This window comes from Salinicoccus carnicancri Crm (genome assembly GCF_000330705.1).
GTDB classification, from domain to species: domain Bacteria; phylum Bacillota; class Bacilli; order Staphylococcales; family Salinicoccaceae; genus Salinicoccus; species Salinicoccus carnicancri.
Map to the genome: position 1 here is coordinate 375,857 of NZ_ANAM01000008.1, position 16,423 is coordinate 392,279.

Genomic DNA, 16,423 nt, shown 5'->3' on the forward strand with positions numbered 1-16,423 from the left:
TCGATATTATACAATCTGAATATTAAGCTTTTGTAAACCTCAGTTCCACATTTTCATCCATTATTTTCTCGATATGCTTCTTCTGACGGTTCGCCTGGTAGTCTTCTGCAATCGGGTCCCCCTGATACTCGACTGTCAGCACCATCCCACCATCCTCCTCCTCGAGGTAGAGCTCTTTGACAACGCCGGTATCAGAGACATTAAGCGCATTTGCGAATTTCAATATGCTGCCGAGGGCATGTATATCCTCCACTTCATCATCATCAAACCAATCCGTCTCATCCGCATAGAACTGCAGCAGAGTCTTGTTTTTGTAACTGGCCATCAGTGCAAGCCTGACCCTGTCCTTGTGCACAATGCCGTTGATATTACTGTTGGAAATAAGATAATAGGTATGCTGGCTCGTGGCATCACGATCTATGAAATCTCCCAGATAGAAGAGATAGGCTGCATTTTTCATCAGATTCTTCTCATGTTTCTTAAAATCAATGTACTGATGTTTTTCCAGCTCATGAAAAATCCTCTCAGCCAGTTCGGTCCGCCGCTGCGCTCCGGATGGTTTGATTTTGAAGTCATTTGCCAGTTCAATCAGCGAATCCCTGAACACCTCATGCTTGTCAAATGCATCCGGAAAATCTTTTGAGATGATCGAAATCGCCATCCCTTCACGTATCCCTTTCCGGCTGAATTTGAACTCGTCCGCTTTGACGACATCATAGAGCGCCCTGAACACTATGACACTCGGCAGAATGATGTCACTGCGGTCTTTGCTGAGTCCATCTATATCGTCGAGGTCATCACTGTCTGTATTTTTCAGCAGACTGTATACACCTTTCAGGTCCCCTTTGGACATGGAGTACCCGTGGACACCTGCAATGGGATAATTTGTCTGTGACTGATGGATTCGGGCGATGTTACGTGCACTGCCCCCGATGGCGAGGATCGGTACTTTCCGCTTCGAAAGCCATTTTACACCCTTCAGCTGTTCCTTGACGTATTTTTCTGTCTCGGCAATCGCTTTTTTATCATTATGATCACTGTCTTCGAAAAACATCGATTTCAACGTCACCACGCCGAAAGGCAGGCTGATGGAATGTATGAGTTTCTTATCTTCAAAATAGGTGAGCTCAGTACTTCCACCGCCGATATCAATCGTTACGGCATCAGTGTTGCTGATCGTGTGAGTGACCGCGTGATATCCATAATATGCCTCTTCTTTACCGGTTATGACCTTGAGTTTCATGCCGACTTCCGCCTCGACCCTATCGAGTATTCCGTCGACGTTTACAGACTGCCGGATAGCTGCTGTGGCAACAGGATAGATGTCTGAAACATCATACTTTGCAGCAATCTGTTTGAAGCTGTTCAATATGGAGATGAGGTTGTCTATTCCCTCATCTTCCATTTCATGATCTTCATTCAGAAATTGTGCCAGTCTGGCAGGCGTCTTAATATTCTGCAGTTCCTTAAGTCCGGTACTTTCATCATATGCGAAAAGTACTAGACGGATGGTATTTGAACCTATATCCACTAAACCGATTCGTTTCATAAAATACCCCTTAATCTCTGGATTGAATCATATCTTCCGGTTTGATCCACTCATCAAACTGTTCTTCAGTCAGCAAACCGGATTCAATTGCAGATTCTTTCAATGTAAGCCCTTTTTCGTGCGCATTCTTGGCGATTTTGGCTGCATTCTCATAGCCGATATGCGGGTTGAGTGCCGTAACGAGCATGAGTGAATTTTTCAGGAAGCGACCGATGTTCTCCTCGATTGGTTCGATGCCGACAGCACACTTGTCGTTGAATGTCTGCATGCCGTCTGCGAGAAGATAGATGGACTGGAGCGTATTATAGAAAATCACAGGTTTGAACACATTCAGCTCAAAATTACCTTGTGAAGCTGCAAATCCGACTGATGCATCATTTCCGAACACCTGTGTCGCAACCATCGTCAGCATTTCAGACTGCGTCGGATTGACTTTTCCCGGCATGATGGACGAACCCGGCTCATTTGCAGGAATCTCGATTTCCGCAATACCTGCCCTTGGGCCTGAAGACAGCCATCTGACATCATTCGCAATCTTCATCAGGTCTGCAGCCAGGGCCTTCAATGCACCGTGGAGGTAGACGACTTCATCATGTGCAGTGAGTGCATGGAACTTGTTCGGTGAAGAGATGAATTCATATCCCGTCTGGCTGGAAATCTCTTTGGCAACTCTGTCACCGAATTCCGGGTGTGCGTTGATGCCCGTGCCCACAGCTGTACCGCCGATTGCCAGATTCTTAAGCTGCTCCTTCGACTCGCCGATCAGCGTCTCACATTTTTCAAGCATGTATCTCCAGCCGCTGATTTCCTGACCGAGTGTGAGCGGTGTAGCATCCTGAAGATGGGTTCTCCCGATTTTGATGATATTTTGAAACTCATCCTCTTTTTTCTGGAATGTTTCCTTAAGATTCTCAAGTGCCGGAACCAACTGCTCTTCGACAGACTGATAGAGAGCAACATGCATTGCTGTAGGATAGGTATCATTCGAACTCTGTGACTTGTTTACATCATCATTCGGGTGGACCTTCTCATCAATCCCTTTTTCAGACAGATACTCGTTTGCCACATAGCTGACCACTTCATTTACGTTCATGTTGCTCTGGGTACCGCTGCCAGTCTGCCATACTACAAGCGGGAAATGCTCATCCAGCTCACGCGCAATGACTCTGTCGCATGCATGGACGATCGCATCTTTTTTATCATCTGAAAGTTTACCCAATCCATTATTCGCTACCGCTGCCGCTTTTTTCAGATGTGCGAAAGCTACAATGACCTCAATAGGCATCTTCTCCTTGCCCACCGGAAAGTTCTGTCTGCTCCGCTCTGTCTGTGCAGCCCAGTATTTTTCACTCGGCACCTTGATTTCACCGATAGTATCTTTTTCTATTCTGTATGCCAATTTAAAAACCTCCTGAAAAATTAGTATTCATTGAATATTTTATACTAATTTCCAGGAGGATTCATCTGTTATTGTTGTTTTTCATTTCCATTCGGGTCCATACCATGCGACTCATCATCTGAGGAATCAACCGGATAGTCCTCATTTTGGGATATCTGTTCCATCTCTTTACCGAGCGCCCTGACATCTTCCATATCTTCAGTCATCTCGTTTTCTTCCGGTTCGACGTCTTTTCTGTAGTCAAAATCCTTTTCCTCTTTCAATCCTGCCACCTTCTTTAAGCAAATTCAGACGTGTAATAGCCTACGATATCCTGGTCCAGTTCGGATGCAGCTTCTTCATCAAGCACCACGGTCACCATGCGGTGCTGTTTGATGCTGCCGAAGGCACCCCCGCCATTTTCCTTTGCGTTGTACAGTTCCCTGACCATCTTCGCCTTATCCTTCCCTGATGCGACGAGTATCATTTCCTTCGCATCGAATAAAGCATCGTTGCTTCCGGAATCACCATATCCTACGCGACCGTCCTTATCAATTGTAAGAAACGCAAGGTTCACCCGTTTTTTGCTGTCCAGCACATCATTAAGTGCCTCTGCTGTGCCATCGGTTCTCAGCTGGCTCTCCGGTATATCCAGTTTGCTGAACACATCTGCATCTCCCCCTTTGCCGACACCGACAAGGTACACCTGGGAAAAATCAGCCGGATGCTGCTTCGCTTCCCCGACAAATTTCTCATATGCCCATGCAAGGTCTTCATCCAGCTGCAGAGCCATGATGCTGGTCGGATTATTATGAACCTGCTTCCTTAGAATATCAGCAGCATATATGCTGAGCAGTTCGTTGTCTTTGTAGATTTTGAAATTCATAGCCATGATGATTCCTCCTAGTTTCTTCACTGTCAGTCCTATTGTACCCTGATTTCTACAGTTTCTAACAATAAAATTTATCCGTATACGGCTTTTTTCTTGCCTCACTTTAGTTTATAATGAATGTATGTATTGAACACAGGAGGGCCAATAATATGAAAGCATTTCTTATACTTATGGTTTGTGTCTCCTTTATGACCGCCATCATGACAGCGTGCCGTGAGTCTGAATGGGGTTATAAGGATAACGGGGAAGAGAAACTCAACTGATTCCTAAAAGAAGTCATGCATATTCTGCATGACTTCTTTTTTACTGTCCTAAAAACCCCTGTCCTTTGATGACCGCATCTACATCAATCCTCTGTTTCTTCGACAGCATGCCGATGACCTGATCGCTCCATGTATCATCCCTCCTGCCGCCACTCCGCTCTTTATAGTATTCACTTATTTCCTTGTCATATGCGTCAATACTGTCTTTCACATCCTCAACAGGTTTATACATATTTTCATGATATATGACCTCAAACGGCAGCCTTTCCTTCCGGCTGCCCGCGTGGTCCGGTTTTCCCACGACCATGCCGAACAACGGTATCACACCTTTTGGCAATTCAAGTATTTCAATCACTTTGGCCATATCGTTCCTGAGTGAACCGATGTAACACATGCCAAGCCCCATGCTCTCCGCCGCCACTGCAAGATTCTGTGCCGCAAGTGCCGCATCGACTGTGCCGACGATCAGCTGTTCCGTCTTGTCATATGCAATCGGTGTCCCTTTATCTTGCGACAGTTCATAGTGCCGGTGATAGTCTGCGAGAAAGACGAACAGATGGCCGTTATTTTCAACATAGCTCTGCGTGCTTATTTCACTCAATGCCTTTTTCCTGGCCGGGTCTGTCACTCCCATGATTGTATAGGCCTGTACATAGCTTGATGTACTCGCACTCTGTGCGGCTTCCACCAATTCCCTGACAGTCTCCCCATCCAAACTTTCATCTTTGAACTTCCTGATCGAGCGGTGGTTTTTCAGAATATCAATAGTTTCGTTCATCTTCATGTTCCTCCTAATGTAGTTCGCGGTATCCCTGCTGCCTCAAAGCCTCATACAGAAGTATCGCCGCAGTATTGGAAAGGTTCAATGACCTTATCTTATCATTCATCGGAACCCTTAGCGCATTATCTGCATAGCTTTCCATAATCCATTCAGGAAGACCGGAGGTTTCGCGTCCGAATATGAAGTAATGTGCTTCGTCAATGTTGCTGAAATCCGCATCTGAATAGAATTTCCCGCCAAATTTTGTCAGCAGATAATAAATGCCTTCGGTCTTCTCAAAAAACTGTTCAGCCGAATCGTAGTATCTGATATCCATATGATTCCAGTAATCGAGTCCCGCCCGCTTCAGCATTTTATCATCTGTCGAAAATCCCAGCGGGCGGATCAGATGCAGAGTTGTATCCGTCCCGGCACAAGTCCTGCCAATATTGCCGGTATTTGCCGGGATTTCCGGCTGATAGAGTACAATGTGATTTGCCATATCTAGTCGCTCCTAAATTGCTTCCTGGATGCCTTTCAGCATCTCTTCTTTGACTTGCCCGTCCGTTTCCACCTGAAACCTTTCATTAATATATACAAGCGCATCATTCCCCATGATGCGCCCGATAGCCCAATACGCCGTCCCTTTGATCACCGGGCGCTGATCTTTCTCAGCCACTCGCTTCAGAATCTCCACTGATTCCACTTCTTTAAAATGGGCAAGTGCGATAATCGCATTTCTCTGAATTGGTTTCTTTCCTCTCCACACACCTGCCAGATGACCATATGTTTCCTTGAAATCCCGGTTGGAGATCTCCAGAAGACCTGTAAGTTCCGGCTTCAGTATTTCCGGCTCCAGCACAATATCCTCGTGGTGGTCGGTGTTTATACCTTTGTTCCTCGGACATACCTGCTGGCAGGTATCACAGCCATAGAGGCGGTTTCCGATCTTGCTCCGGTATTCGTCGGGGAGGAAACCTTTTGTCTGTGTCAGAAACGAGATGCATTTCTGTGAATCGAGCTGGCCCGTCCCGGTCAGTGCACCAGTGGGACAGCGGTCTACACAAAGGTTGCAGTCGCCGCACGAATCTATCAGTTCCTCATCCGGTGGAAACGGATAACTGGTGATCATCTCACCCAGGTACGAGTATGTGCCGAGTTTCTGATTTATCATAAAACCATTTTTGCCGATGTAACCGAGGCCGCTTCTCCGCGCCACTTCTCTGTCACTCAGCACCCCTGTATCCACCATGGATCTTGTCTCGATATCCGGATCGAGCGACTTGATATACTCTTCAAGTTTTTTCAGTCTGTTATTTAACAGCGTATGATAGTCCATCCCCCATGATGCACGGGCGAAAAGCCCCCGACGCGCCCCTTTCCTGCTCTTCGGTGCATCAGGAAGCCTGTTGGGATAGCCTACCGCAATGGAAATAATACTTTTGGCGGATCCGAGACTTCTCCGAGGTTCTGTCCGCTCACCGACTGAACCTTTTTCGAAACCTGATTCATATCCCCTTTTATGATAATCGATCAGTTTTTCTTTGAATTCCAAAAACGGCTCGGCATGGGTGAATCCAATCTCATCTATGCCGATTGAATGGGCGTAATCCATCACTTTTTGCTTGAATTCACTGCGTTCCATTTAAATCCCCCTTTTATATATATTGAAATCCCCTGTTTTTTCATTTATCATTAAAAGTAACTATTAAACGAAATGGGTGAACTTTAGGCCGATGAAGTAATTATCTTTTTTCCACTGTAATTGATGTGACGTATGCGCAAGTCTGTTTTGTCGTGCGCAAAAATCATGTTGGAAAAGGGATAATTGAACGAGTCTGGCCACAATATCATTGATGTTCACCTTATGCGGCAAGCACACCTTCCATCATTGTATTATACAGCCCGGCTCCCTTTTCTGACAAACAGAATCGAGGGGATTTTTTATGTTCGAAATAAATGACGCCAGGATTGAAGTACAGGGTGAAACCATTCTTACTATCGACCGGTTGAGAGTACAATCATCAAAAACCATTGCACTCATTGGAAGGAACGGCAGCGGCAAGACTACACTGTTCAATTATATATACGATAACAGGATCAGGATTGCAGGCAGCAACGCCATCAAGCTGATTCCACAGATCAAAGAGAAAGACACCAGAAAAAGCGGCGGTGAAAACACAAAATCATATTTGCAGGAAGCGATGAAAGTGAATGCCCACATCATGCTGTTGGATGAACCCACCACCCATCTGGATGAAGGAAATGTCCGCTGGCTCGCCGGAAAACTCAGGAGATGGCCAGGCATCAAAATCATCATTTCCCACGACCGGGATTTTATAAACCAGGTGGCGGATGAAGTGTGGGCAATCGAAGAGCATACCGTAATGGTATATCCGGGAAACTATAATAAGTACCGTGAAATCAGGGATCATAAACTGAAAAGGCAGCATGACGAATATGACAAGTATATCGCAGAGAAGAGACACCTGGAAAGCGCAGCTGCGCACAAGGCAGCCAGATCCCAGTCCGTAAACAAACCTAAAAACAAGCATGATTCCGATTTCAGACAGACCGGGGCAAAACCATACTTCAACAAGAAAAAGAAGAAGATGGAACAGGTCGCGGCAAGCATCAAGACAAGGATTGACCAGCTTGAAGTCAAAGAAAAGCCGTATGAAGAGAAGGCCATTCGTTTCCATACACAGCATATCGAAGACCTCGGCAGCCGGACGATCATCAAACTCGAAGATGACGATATAGCCATTGAGGAAAAATCCCTTATAGAGAGTGCAAGACTTTTTATACGTGCAGGTGAACATATTGCCTTCACAGGAGCCAACGGCTCAGGAAAGACAACCCTATTCAACCACATCCAGCAGAAATATGATGGCGGCGTCCCCCACATCGGTTATTTCAATCAGCAGCTGGAATCATTGGATAATGATAAAACAGTCATTGAAAACATCATGGAGACAAGCATTTACAACGAAACAGCGGTCAGGACCGCCCTGGCAAGGCTTGCAATCGTCAAAGATGAAGTGTATAAGCCCGTCTCTGTCACAAGCGGGGGCGAGCGGGTCAAAATCCAACTGGTAAAGATACTGATGTCGGATGCTGCAGTCCTCCTCCTTGATGAACCGACCAATTTCCTGGACATCCATACAATCGAAGCCCTGGAAGGTATGATCAGGGATTTTCCGGGCACCGTCCTGCTTGCCAGCCATGACAGGATGTTCAGGGAAAACACTACAGAGAAATCCTACACAATCAAGAATAAAAAACTGACTGAAGAAGTCAGCATCAGGGAACAGGACGAGGCGAAAGAGGAGCTGATGGTGATAGAAACAAAGATCACAGAAGTCCTGGGCCGGATGGCCGAGGGGTCAGATGAAGCACTGGATGCGGAATTCCAGCAACTTCTACACAGAAAAAAAGCACTCATGGACAGATAGACCAAAAGACCAGTTGCCGTGAATTATCGGTGGGTACTGGTCTTTGTTCTATTATTCTACAATGTCTTTAGCGAGCCCGGCTGCACCGATGACCCCCTGGTCATCATCCAGTTTCGGCGGAGTGATATATGACTCAATGTCCTCAATTGTAATATAGTCATTCAAAATCCTTTGGAATTCCTTTCTGATCATCGGATACAAATGAGACTGTTTCATTACTCCGCCTCCGATGATGATGCGCTCCGGGCAAAGTACCAATGTATAGTTCACCAGCGCCTGGGCGATATAATGGGCAACACTTGCCCATACCGGATTGTCAACACTGATATCTGCCCCGTTGATGCCAGCACGTTTTTCGATTGCAGGACCCGAGACGAGCCCTTCAAGACAATCGCCATGGTAAGGACAGACGCCTTCAAAACTGTCATCATCCATCCTGCTGACTTTGATATGCCCCATTTCAGGATGGGTAAGTCCTTTGAACACCTTGCCTCCCTTTACGAATCCGGCACCTACCCCCGTGCCTACTGTGATGTACACAGCGGAATCAGCATCCCTGCCCGCCCCGAATCGGAATTCCCCGAGACAGGCGGCGTTCACGTCTGTATCCACAGCAACCGGTACGCCGAGCATCCGCTTCAGTTCTTGACGCAAAGGGAAATATTTCCATCCGCTTTTAGGGGTATTCTTTATCATCCCGTAAGTTTTGCTTCTGTCATTCAGATCAATGGGACCGAAGGCCCCGACACCAAGCGCGTCAATCCGATGCTTCCTGAAAAAATCAACGGCTTCCGCCAACGTCTCTTCCGGCCCCCTGGTCCTGATCACACATCTATCTCTCATTTCATTGAATTCATCCAACACGGAACAGACGAATTTGGTTCCGCCTGCCTCTATGGCACCTATCAGCATTTGGGACACTCCCGACATTTATTTGTATGTTTTATAATACAGGACCGGAAGCTGGTTTAACAGTTCCGGCCCTGTATATGATATCTAAATGAGTACACCCCGTTCAGGCATATTCGTTCATTGCTCTTTGGATACGTTTGGGAATCATGCATACCGAAGCTTTCATATCTTCTGGTCTGAATGTCTTATCGATGCATTCCTCCCAGAATTTGAGATGCGTCTCATCGATTGGCGGATCATCTTCATCCAGCTCTTTTCCGGTTTCATCCTGCACACTGTACCAATACAGGTATTCATGATTTCCTTTTTTTTCACGGAAGATAGTCTCAACGAACATTTTTTCTCCTTCAAGAGTGACAAGAACATCATCCATATGCTCCTGCATGTACTCAATCCATTCGTCCACACGCTCACTTTTATTTTCTTTTATCCTGAATTTGGTCAGTTCCACTTTCATTTAAGACTTCCCCCTATAACGGCTATTATAGTAACTATATGTCAGCTTATTAATTGTCTATTTGAAACACTACAATAATCTACACCATAAACACGAAAATTTAAAGCCTTTTTTAAAGTTTTTCACCTTTTTCCATTCCATTCTGCGTAAAATTGTTCCAGGTAATTTTCCAAGAACACATGCCTGTCATCGGCGATGCTTCTGGCGGCATTTGTATTCATCAGGCCCCTCAGCTTCAGCAGCTTTTCATAAAAATGGTTGATCATGGTATTATCCTCATTTTTATACGCTTCAAACGTCATATTTTCGCGGGCGCCCGTTTTGGGATCGTACATTTCATGCCCTTTGCTTCCACCGTATATAAATGTCCGTGCGATACCCACAGCACCCAGTGCATCCAGCCTGTCAGCATCCTGCACTATTTCATCTTCCAGACTCTCCGCTCTTACAGGGTTGCTCCCTCCTTTGAAAGACACTGCACGCATAGCATGGATGATGCGTCCTGCGGTTGTTTCATCCACATCATTTTCCCTGAGAAATACTTTCACTTTATCGGTCTGTTCATTCTCATCATCCGTCAATTTATAATCGATAAAGTCATGGAACAACGCAGCCATCTGAACGACGAATAGGTTGCCCCCTTCTTGAGATTGAATATGTAATGCATTGTTATAGACCCTGATGACATGCCAGTAGTCGTGCCCGGTGCGGTCATCCTTATGATACTTTCTTAGAATCTCATGCGCTTCTGATATGATTTTGTTTTTATCCATCATCATTACTCCAGTCTCTCTCCAAATCAATCACCCTGAATCCCTCTATCACAGGACATTATAACATGGTTCGTGATTAATGGAAGCTTTCCCGGAGATTACACAGAAAAGGATTGGCCGGCCGCCAATCCTTACTGTCTGATTAATTCTGCAATTTGTATTCTGGAAGCTGTCCCCTCTTTTATGGGATATAATGGAAAATTATGATTCATCCTATTATATTCAAAATAGTTATGCCCGATTCCTTTCTCATTTAAGATACGGGACAGTTCTGCCGCATCCGGAAAGCATATCTCATGTGTTCCGATAAATATGGAAATCCTCCCCATATTTTCAAAATCACCATAAATCGGCGACAGACGGTATGAGCCGGGGGATGACCCGCCGGCCCACATTCGTCCGATTTGCCTCAGATTGTCCACATTCAGCATCGGGTCCTTCTTTTCATATTTTCTGATGTCCTTATGCCCCAATGATATATCCAGCCAGGGGGAAATCAGTATCATCTCTTTTGGCTGCTGTATATTTTCATTACGGAGCATCTGGGCAAACCCGAGTGCCATCCCGCCGCCTGCAGAATCCCCCATCAGGATAATTTGCCGATAACCCTTGCGGACCAGTCCTGAATAGACTGTCATCAGCCGGGTATATGCCGATTTGTAGGAGTATTCTGGGGCTTTGGGATAGATTGGAACAAAAAACTCTGTATCCGTTTCCTGAACCAGCCTGTCGAGGAACCACCAGTGGAATAATGACGGCTGGTTGATGTATCCGCCCCCGTGGAGATACAGCACACATTTTTTACCCCCTCCGGTTTCAGGGGACATTCTGTAAACTTTCATGCCTTCGGTGGAATGGCTGTCCAGATCTGAATCTACAATGATACCGGCCGGTATTATATATTCCCTGCTGTTTTTCCTTTTCATTTTCCTGATGTAATTATCATCAATCTTGTCCGGCCACATATGCGCGAGAGCAACGGCCGCCTCCGCCAGTCTGCTGCCGACACTTCTTTTTTGTATGCGGACTGTGTACAGGGAGAATATCAGAGAAGCTGCTCCGATTGTAAGCATGCCCCATCCACCGGTTTTTGACAAACTGCGCATATGACTTCACCTCTTACCTTTAAATAGCCTGCCGGAGCAACGGTTAAACAAAAAGACCATATCCCTGCAGGGATATGGTGTATATATTAACCTTCCTGTTTTTCAGAGAACTGGAGTTCCAGCTGAACTTTAACATCTCTGCTTACAAGCACGCCGCCTGTTTCAAGCTGGGCATTCCATGTCAGGCCGAATTCTTCGCGGTTGATTGTGAATGCTGTTTCAAAACCATGAACTTCCTGTCCACCCATTGGACTGATGCCTTTACCGTTGTAAGTCAGTTCAAATGTTTTCTCTTTTGTTACACCGGCAATCGTAACATCACCCGTCACCTTGACAGTGTCTCCTGACTTTTCCACCTGTTTTGAAGTGAATGTGATCTGAGGATTGTTTTCTGTATCGAAGAAATCATCAGATTTCAAATGACCGTCACGGTCAGCATTTCCAGTGTTGATACTTGCTGTTTCAATTTCCGCTGTTACTTTGGCATCTTCAAATGTTTCAAGATTATCAGTTTCGACTTCGAAATTGAATTCTTCAAAACTGCCTTTTACTTTTGAGACCATCATGTGTTTGACCTGGAATTCTACTTCTGAGTGAACTGCATCTGATACATAAATTGTCATGTTTAATTGCCTCCTAGGATAACTAATTGAATTATCTCTAATTCGAGATAAACCTATAATACAACACTTACTTACTTTTAGCAACCAATAAACTAAAAATAACTTAATTAACCTTCACAGTCACCTATTACCCATGAAGGAGAAGAATATGCACATCCCCCATAAATTTACTGAAAATTAACATCATAATCTAAAAACCCTCCGATGTATGGATCGGAGGGGAGTACATTCAAGTTATCAGTTTACCGCTGAATCTACCTGCAGCAGCCCGTTGCCATACCAGTTTTTGTCACTTCCGATGTACTTCGATGCTGCCTCCATCATAGATCTTACATCACCAGCTCCTGCATCAGGATATGCTCCTCTGATGACTGCCCCTGCTCCCGCCACATGTGGTGAGGCCATTGATGTACCGTTGAGGCTGGAGTATCCATTACCAGGTACTGTGGAATTGATGTCAACACCCGGTGCTGAAATATCGACCGCCGGCCCTGTTGAAGAGAATGATGCACGCTGATCGTTCTCGTCTGTTGCCGCTACGGCGAACGCAGAATCATATTGCGCTGGATAACCTACAGTATCCCCTGTACCTGAAGCATTACCCTCGTTTCCGGCAGCCGCAACCACCAGAATATCATGATTGTAATATGCTGCATCGACTACGTCCTGAATAGCCTGGGAATGTTCGGAAGAACCGAGGGACATATTGACGACATCCATCCCGTTCTGGATAGCCCATTCAACACCCCGGGCAACTCCGGAAGAAGAACCGGATCCATTGCTGTTCAGTACTTTGACTGCGTAAAGATCTGCATCCGGCGCCACGCCCACAACACCAACATTGTTATCAAGTGCTGCAGCAGTGCCGGCTACATGCGTACCGTGACCGCTCCCGTCATAGTATGGATCTGCATCCACTCCGGACGTAAATACCGAGTAGCCGCCCAAAACATTAAGGTCTTCATGAGTTCTGTCAATGCCGGTATCGATGACTGCAAGCTTTACACCATCACCAGTATCTCCGCTCTGATGAGCAAGCGGTGCCTGGACTTTGTCGATGCCGTAGGGTATATCCTGCTGATAGGCATAGACCGGAATATCTTTTTCCACATAGCTGACGTTGGGATTTTCCTCCAGTTCAGCCGCTTTTCCCTCAGTGAGATCCGCTTCGATCATATCTACTGTCTCAAATTCGTAACGGACTTCCTCAGAGGCAATGTCAAAAGATGAATATGTAGTAAAATCAGATGTCTCTTCAAATTTTACTAAGTATTTTTCCTTTGTTTCCTGCGCAAATGCTGTAGCTGACAAAACAAAAAATGCCGTAATGACTGTAAGCAACGTAAAGAATTTCTTCATAAACCAAGTTTCCCCCTTTGTCTAATCTATCTCCATGATAAATCTTATAAATGTGCTATCAATATTCAGGTGTGCAAAAACTTTGTCCGTTTTCACACAGGGGAAACAATTCAACTGTGCAAGCTTCCTATTTGGTTCCCTGACCATCGGTATGCTATCATCATTATAATTCCTAGTTTTTATATATGTTTTAATTAGTAAGGAGTGGTTCATTTGAGTAAAATTCCATTTATTGTTTCTACAGATTGGCTGTACAAAAGGTTGGATGATCCGAACATCAGAATCCTGGATGCCACAACCTTCCTCCGTCATTCAGAAACAGGCTATTATGATATATGGTCCGGCAAAGAGGCATATGATGAGACACATATCCCCGGGGCAGTGTTCGCGGATATATTGAATGACCTGTCTGACCCTGAAGCGAAATACCCGCTTACAGTACCTTCCCGTGAATATTTCACACACAAAATTTCAAAATTGGGGATTGGGGACCCGGACACCTACGCAGTTGTCTATGATCGCGGAGCCGAAGTGGATAATTCCATTGCTTCAGCCGACTGGGCATCAAGACTCGCCTGGCAGATCCGTTACGAAGGATTTGAAAATGTCGCAGTCTTGGATGGTGGGCTTCCAAAATGGCAATCAGAAAACAAGCCCGTAACCAATGAAGTAAACACCTATCCCCAGGCTGAATTCACCGGCGCGAGAAATGATTCTCTCTTTTCCACAAAAGAGGATGTTAAAAGGGCACTTGATGATGATAATACCATCATCATCAACAGCCTTGATCCAGAGACTTATAAAGGCAGTAAAAAGACATATGCGCGTGCCGGACACATTCCGGGCAGTGTGAACGTATTTTTCGGCAATCATTCCGACCCGGAAACAAAGGCTCTATTTGATGATGATGAAATCCGTAAAACTTTTGAAAATATAGGCGCACTGGATCCGGACAAAAAGGTGATCACCTATTGCGGCAGCGGAATCGCAGCAACATGGAACGGCACCATTCTCAACAAACTCGGTCAGAATAATGTTTCAGTCTATGACGGTTCACTGACTGAATGGACAGACGATCCCACCCTGCCGCTGGAGACAGAAGATTAAAAAAGCAGCCTAACGGGCTGCTTTTTCCAGTCAATTCATGCTTATTCTGTAAGATAGCTTATGATTTTCCCATTCATGTCATCGAGATTTTTCCTCCTTATGAACGTATGACCTTCATTTTCATATGCGGTAAAAGTTACATCCTGTCCATTATTTTTCATACGGTCTGCCATCTGCACCGACTCTGTAAAAGGCACCCGGGAATCATGATGGCTGTGAAATATCATCAACGGCACTTCTACATTCCCCGCTCTCATCAACGGGGATATTTCATTAAACATTTTATCATCAAGGCCCAAAAACCCGTATTCCTCCGACCGCAGACCTCTTCTCCAGGCAGGGGTATCATTCAGGAATGTCGTCAAGTCGGATATGCCTACGATATCCACTGCCCTTCTCCATAATCCGGGATGGTGTGTAACCAGAAGAAGCGTCATGAATCCTCCGTAACTGCGGCCCATTATCGAAATCTCTTTATTGTTCATACCCCGCCTGTCAATAAGATGTGTTCTCAAAGCCACAACATCCTCCATCGCATCCAGTCTCTTTTCACGGTCATCCGCTTCCAGATAGAAGCGTCCGTAACCGAGGCTCCCCCTAATATTGGGCACCGCAACAGTGATTCCTTTTTTATATAATCTATAGTATAATTCATTGAACTCTGGCCTTGCCTGTGACTCAGGTCCGCCGTGTACATGGATTACCGCAGAACCGTGGCCGTTTTCCGGCTCATATAAAAAGTAAGGCACTTTCAGTCCATCAAACGAAGTAAAGGAAAGCATGCGCCATCTGACTTCTTCTGTATCCTCATAGTTTTGAAGTATGATCTTCTGTTCTTTCCTCTCCATATCCAGCCGATAGATGCAATGCGGCACGTCTGTCGAAGAAAACAGCAAGTATAGTACATCCGGGTCCTGCCATACCAAGGAATGGACGACCCCGTCCGCTCTGAAATCCATTTTTTGAGCTTCATGATTACCCAGATCATAATGATACAGAGTGGAACACCCGTTTTCATTCACAGCAATCACAGCTGACTTCCCATCATCAGATAGTTTACAGTGTTCTATATCCCATGGGAATGATGTCATCTTCACATAGGACCAGTCGGTAAGATTCAGCCTGTACAGGTTCAGGCACCCGTCTCCCCAATCGGATACCGCATACGCAAACCCGTCATCGCTATTCAGTGAAATGCTCTTGAAGCGCCCTTTAGGCATCGGTAATTTCGACAGTTTGCCTTCACGTATATTGTATGAATAGATTTCTTGATCGATGTTGTCCACATCAAGCGTCACCAGCAGTGTATCTTCATCCAGTTTCTTTTTTATGTAGGCGGGTGACTCGAACTCTTCCAAAACAACAATTCCTCCCTGCGTATTGTAACTGCACAGCTCAAATGCGGAAGATGAATGATGATTGCGGGTGACCATAAATTTTTCATTTGTGTCATCATAGATTCCGTAATGATGGAAATAATCCGGTTCCTGTATAAACGGCAGCGCCCCATCCCCTTCAAGTCTGTGCAGCTGGTTCCTTTCATTACCGTTATGATCAATCGCAAGTACCATTCCATATTCTTCAAGCCAATAGCCCTTTATATTTTCCTCTTCATATGTCACCTGCGAAACCTCACCATTGACAAGGTTCATTTGCCATAACTCCCTCTTGCCGCTTTCATCACTGATATAGAATAGCCTCTCTCCATTTTGCCCTGACTTCATGGCAGAATACTTTATGTAGTAACCCATCAATAATTCCCCTCTCCGCTTTATAAGCCCATTATAGT

General features: G+C 45.4%; 16 protein-coding genes. 2 read left to right on the forward strand and 14 right to left on the reverse strand.

The annotated features are described in order from the left end of the window. Positions 1-22 precede the first annotated feature (22 nt). From C792_RS0109550 to queG, 7 genes are all read right to left on the reverse strand, one after another. Positions 23-1,549 (reverse strand): Ppx/GppA family phosphatase, encoded by a 1,527-nt coding sequence (locus C792_RS0109550; RefSeq protein ID WP_017549244.1) that lies wholly within the window; start codon positions 1,547-1,549, stop codon positions 23-25. Positions 1,550-1,559: 10 nt separating this feature from the next. Next, on the reverse strand, positions 1,560-2,948 hold the full coding sequence (gene fumC / locus C792_RS0109555) for a class II fumarate hydratase (protein WP_017549245.1): 1,389 nt from the start codon (positions 2,946-2,948) through the stop codon (positions 1,560-1,562). Between the two features lie 68 nt (positions 2,949-3,016). Then, positions 3,017-3,211 carry an SAS053 family DNA gyrase inhibitor gene (locus tag C792_RS0109560; RefSeq protein WP_017549246.1) on the reverse strand — a complete coding sequence of 65 codons (195 nt, stop codon included), beginning with the start codon at positions 3,209-3,211 and terminating at the stop codon, positions 3,017-3,019. Positions 3,212-3,225: 14 nt separating this feature from the next. Then, positions 3,226-3,819: a sugar phosphate isomerase family gene (locus tag C792_RS0109565; protein ID WP_017549247.1), complete on the reverse strand. Its 594-nt coding sequence runs from the start codon at positions 3,817-3,819 to the stop codon at positions 3,226-3,228. Between the two features lie 303 nt (positions 3,820-4,122). Beyond that, positions 4,123-4,860, reverse strand: coding sequence for an oxygen-insensitive NADPH nitroreductase (gene nfsA, locus C792_RS0109575; protein ID WP_017549249.1), 738 nt, complete (start codon positions 4,858-4,860; stop codon positions 4,123-4,125). 13 nt (positions 4,861-4,873) lie between these two features. Further along, complete coding sequence (gene trmL, locus C792_RS0109580; RefSeq protein WP_017549250.1) at positions 4,874-5,344, reverse strand: tRNA (uridine(34)/cytosine(34)/5-carboxymethylaminomethyluridine(34)-2'-O)-methyltransferase TrmL; 471 nt, start codon at positions 5,342-5,344, stop codon at positions 4,874-4,876. Positions 5,345-5,356: 12 nt separating this feature from the next. Further along, on the reverse strand, positions 5,357-6,487 hold the full coding sequence (gene queG, locus C792_RS0109585) for a tRNA epoxyqueuosine(34) reductase QueG (RefSeq protein ID WP_017549251.1): 1,131 nt from the start codon (positions 6,485-6,487) through the stop codon (positions 5,357-5,359). A gap of 301 nt (positions 6,488-6,788) precedes the next feature. Between queG and abc-f the strand changes: the two genes are divergently transcribed. Continuing rightward, positions 6,789-8,297 (forward strand): ribosomal protection-like ABC-F family protein, encoded by a 1,509-nt coding sequence (gene abc-f / locus C792_RS0109590; RefSeq protein WP_017549252.1) that lies wholly within the window; start codon positions 6,789-6,791, stop codon positions 8,295-8,297. 51 nt (positions 8,298-8,348) lie between these two features. Here the strand turns inward: abc-f and C792_RS0109595 are convergent, their stop codons facing one another. The 6 genes from C792_RS0109595 to C792_RS0109620 all read right to left on the reverse strand — a co-directional run bounded on the left by C792_RS0109595 (position 8,349) and on the right by C792_RS0109620 (position 13,527). Next, positions 8,349-9,209: an ROK family protein gene (locus C792_RS0109595; protein ID WP_017549253.1), complete on the reverse strand. Its 861-nt coding sequence runs from the start codon at positions 9,207-9,209 to the stop codon at positions 8,349-8,351. A gap of 103 nt (positions 9,210-9,312) precedes the next feature. Next, entirely contained in the window at positions 9,313-9,666 is a 354-nt protein-coding gene (locus tag C792_RS0109600) for a DUF6176 family protein (RefSeq protein ID WP_017549254.1), read from the reverse strand. A 122-nt stretch (positions 9,667-9,788) separates the two neighbouring features. Then, positions 9,789-10,439, reverse strand: a complete 651-nt coding sequence (locus C792_RS0109605) for an HD domain-containing protein (RefSeq protein WP_017549255.1) — start codon at positions 10,437-10,439, stop codon at positions 9,789-9,791. Positions 10,440-10,570: 131 nt separating this feature from the next. Then, the gene (locus C792_RS0109610; RefSeq protein WP_017549256.1) at positions 10,571-11,545 is read right to left on the reverse strand and encodes an alpha/beta hydrolase fold domain-containing protein; all 975 of its coding nucleotides are present in this window, start codon (positions 11,543-11,545) and stop codon (positions 10,571-10,573) included. Between the two features lie 86 nt (positions 11,546-11,631). Continuing rightward, positions 11,632-12,168: a YceI family protein gene (locus C792_RS0109615; RefSeq protein WP_017549257.1), complete on the reverse strand. Its 537-nt coding sequence runs from the start codon at positions 12,166-12,168 to the stop codon at positions 11,632-11,634. A gap of 237 nt (positions 12,169-12,405) precedes the next feature. Beyond that, positions 12,406-13,527: a S8 family peptidase gene (locus C792_RS0109620; protein ID WP_017549258.1), complete on the reverse strand. Its 1,122-nt coding sequence runs from the start codon at positions 13,525-13,527 to the stop codon at positions 12,406-12,408. Between the two features lie 213 nt (positions 13,528-13,740). Here C792_RS0109620 and C792_RS0109630 point away from each other — a divergent pair, with 213 nt between their 5' ends. Further along, positions 13,741-14,634 (forward strand): sulfurtransferase, encoded by an 894-nt coding sequence (locus tag C792_RS0109630; RefSeq protein WP_017549260.1) that lies wholly within the window; start codon positions 13,741-13,743, stop codon positions 14,632-14,634. A 41-nt stretch (positions 14,635-14,675) separates the two neighbouring features. On the opposite strand, the gene C792_RS14675 is transcribed toward C792_RS0109630, so the two are convergent. After that, the gene (locus C792_RS14675; RefSeq protein ID WP_017549261.1) at positions 14,676-16,385 is read right to left on the reverse strand and encodes a S9 family peptidase; all 1,710 of its coding nucleotides are present in this window, start codon (positions 16,383-16,385) and stop codon (positions 14,676-14,678) included. Positions 16,386-16,423: the final 38 nt, after the last annotated feature.

Excerpts from the sequence above, each read along its gene's own strand:
- C792_RS0109550 (WP_017549244.1), bottom strand. The coding sequence starts at position 1,549 with ATGAAACGAATCGGTTTAGTGGATATAGGTTCAAATACCATCCGTCTA.
- C792_RS0109565 (WP_017549247.1), bottom strand. The coding sequence starts at position 3,819 with ATGGCTATGAATTTCAAAATCTACAAAGACAACGAACTGCTCAGCATA.
- nfsA (WP_017549249.1), bottom strand. The coding sequence starts at position 4,860 with ATGAACGAAACTATTGATATTCTGAAAAACCACCGCTCGATCAGGAAG.
- trmL (WP_017549250.1), bottom strand. The coding sequence starts at position 5,344 with ATGGCAAATCACATTGTACTCTATCAGCCGGAAATCCCGGCAAATACC.
- queG (WP_017549251.1), bottom strand. The coding sequence starts at position 6,487 with ATGGAACGCAGTGAATTCAAGCAAAAAGTGATGGATTACGCCCATTCA.
- abc-f (WP_017549252.1), top strand. The coding sequence starts at position 6,789 with ATGTTCGAAATAAATGACGCCAGGATTGAAGTACAGGGTGAAACCATT.
- C792_RS0109595 (WP_017549253.1), bottom strand. The coding sequence starts at position 9,209 with ATGCTGATAGGTGCCATAGAGGCAGGCGGAACCAAATTCGTCTGTTCC.
- C792_RS0109600 (WP_017549254.1), bottom strand. The coding sequence starts at position 9,666 with ATGAAAGTGGAACTGACCAAATTCAGGATAAAAGAAAATAAAAGTGAG.
- C792_RS0109605 (WP_017549255.1), bottom strand. The coding sequence starts at position 10,439 with ATGGATAAAAACAAAATCATATCAGAAGCGCATGAGATTCTAAGAAAG.
- C792_RS0109610 (WP_017549256.1), bottom strand. The coding sequence starts at position 11,545 with ATGCGCAGTTTGTCAAAAACCGGTGGATGGGGCATGCTTACAATCGGA.
- C792_RS0109615 (WP_017549257.1), bottom strand. The coding sequence starts at position 12,168 with ATGACAATTTATGTATCAGATGCAGTTCACTCAGAAGTAGAATTCCAG.
- C792_RS0109620 (WP_017549258.1), bottom strand. The coding sequence starts at position 13,527 with ATGAAGAAATTCTTTACGTTGCTTACAGTCATTACGGCATTTTTTGTT.
- C792_RS14675 (WP_017549261.1), bottom strand. The coding sequence starts at position 16,385 with ATGGGTTACTACATAAAGTATTCTGCCATGAAGTCAGGGCAAAATGGA.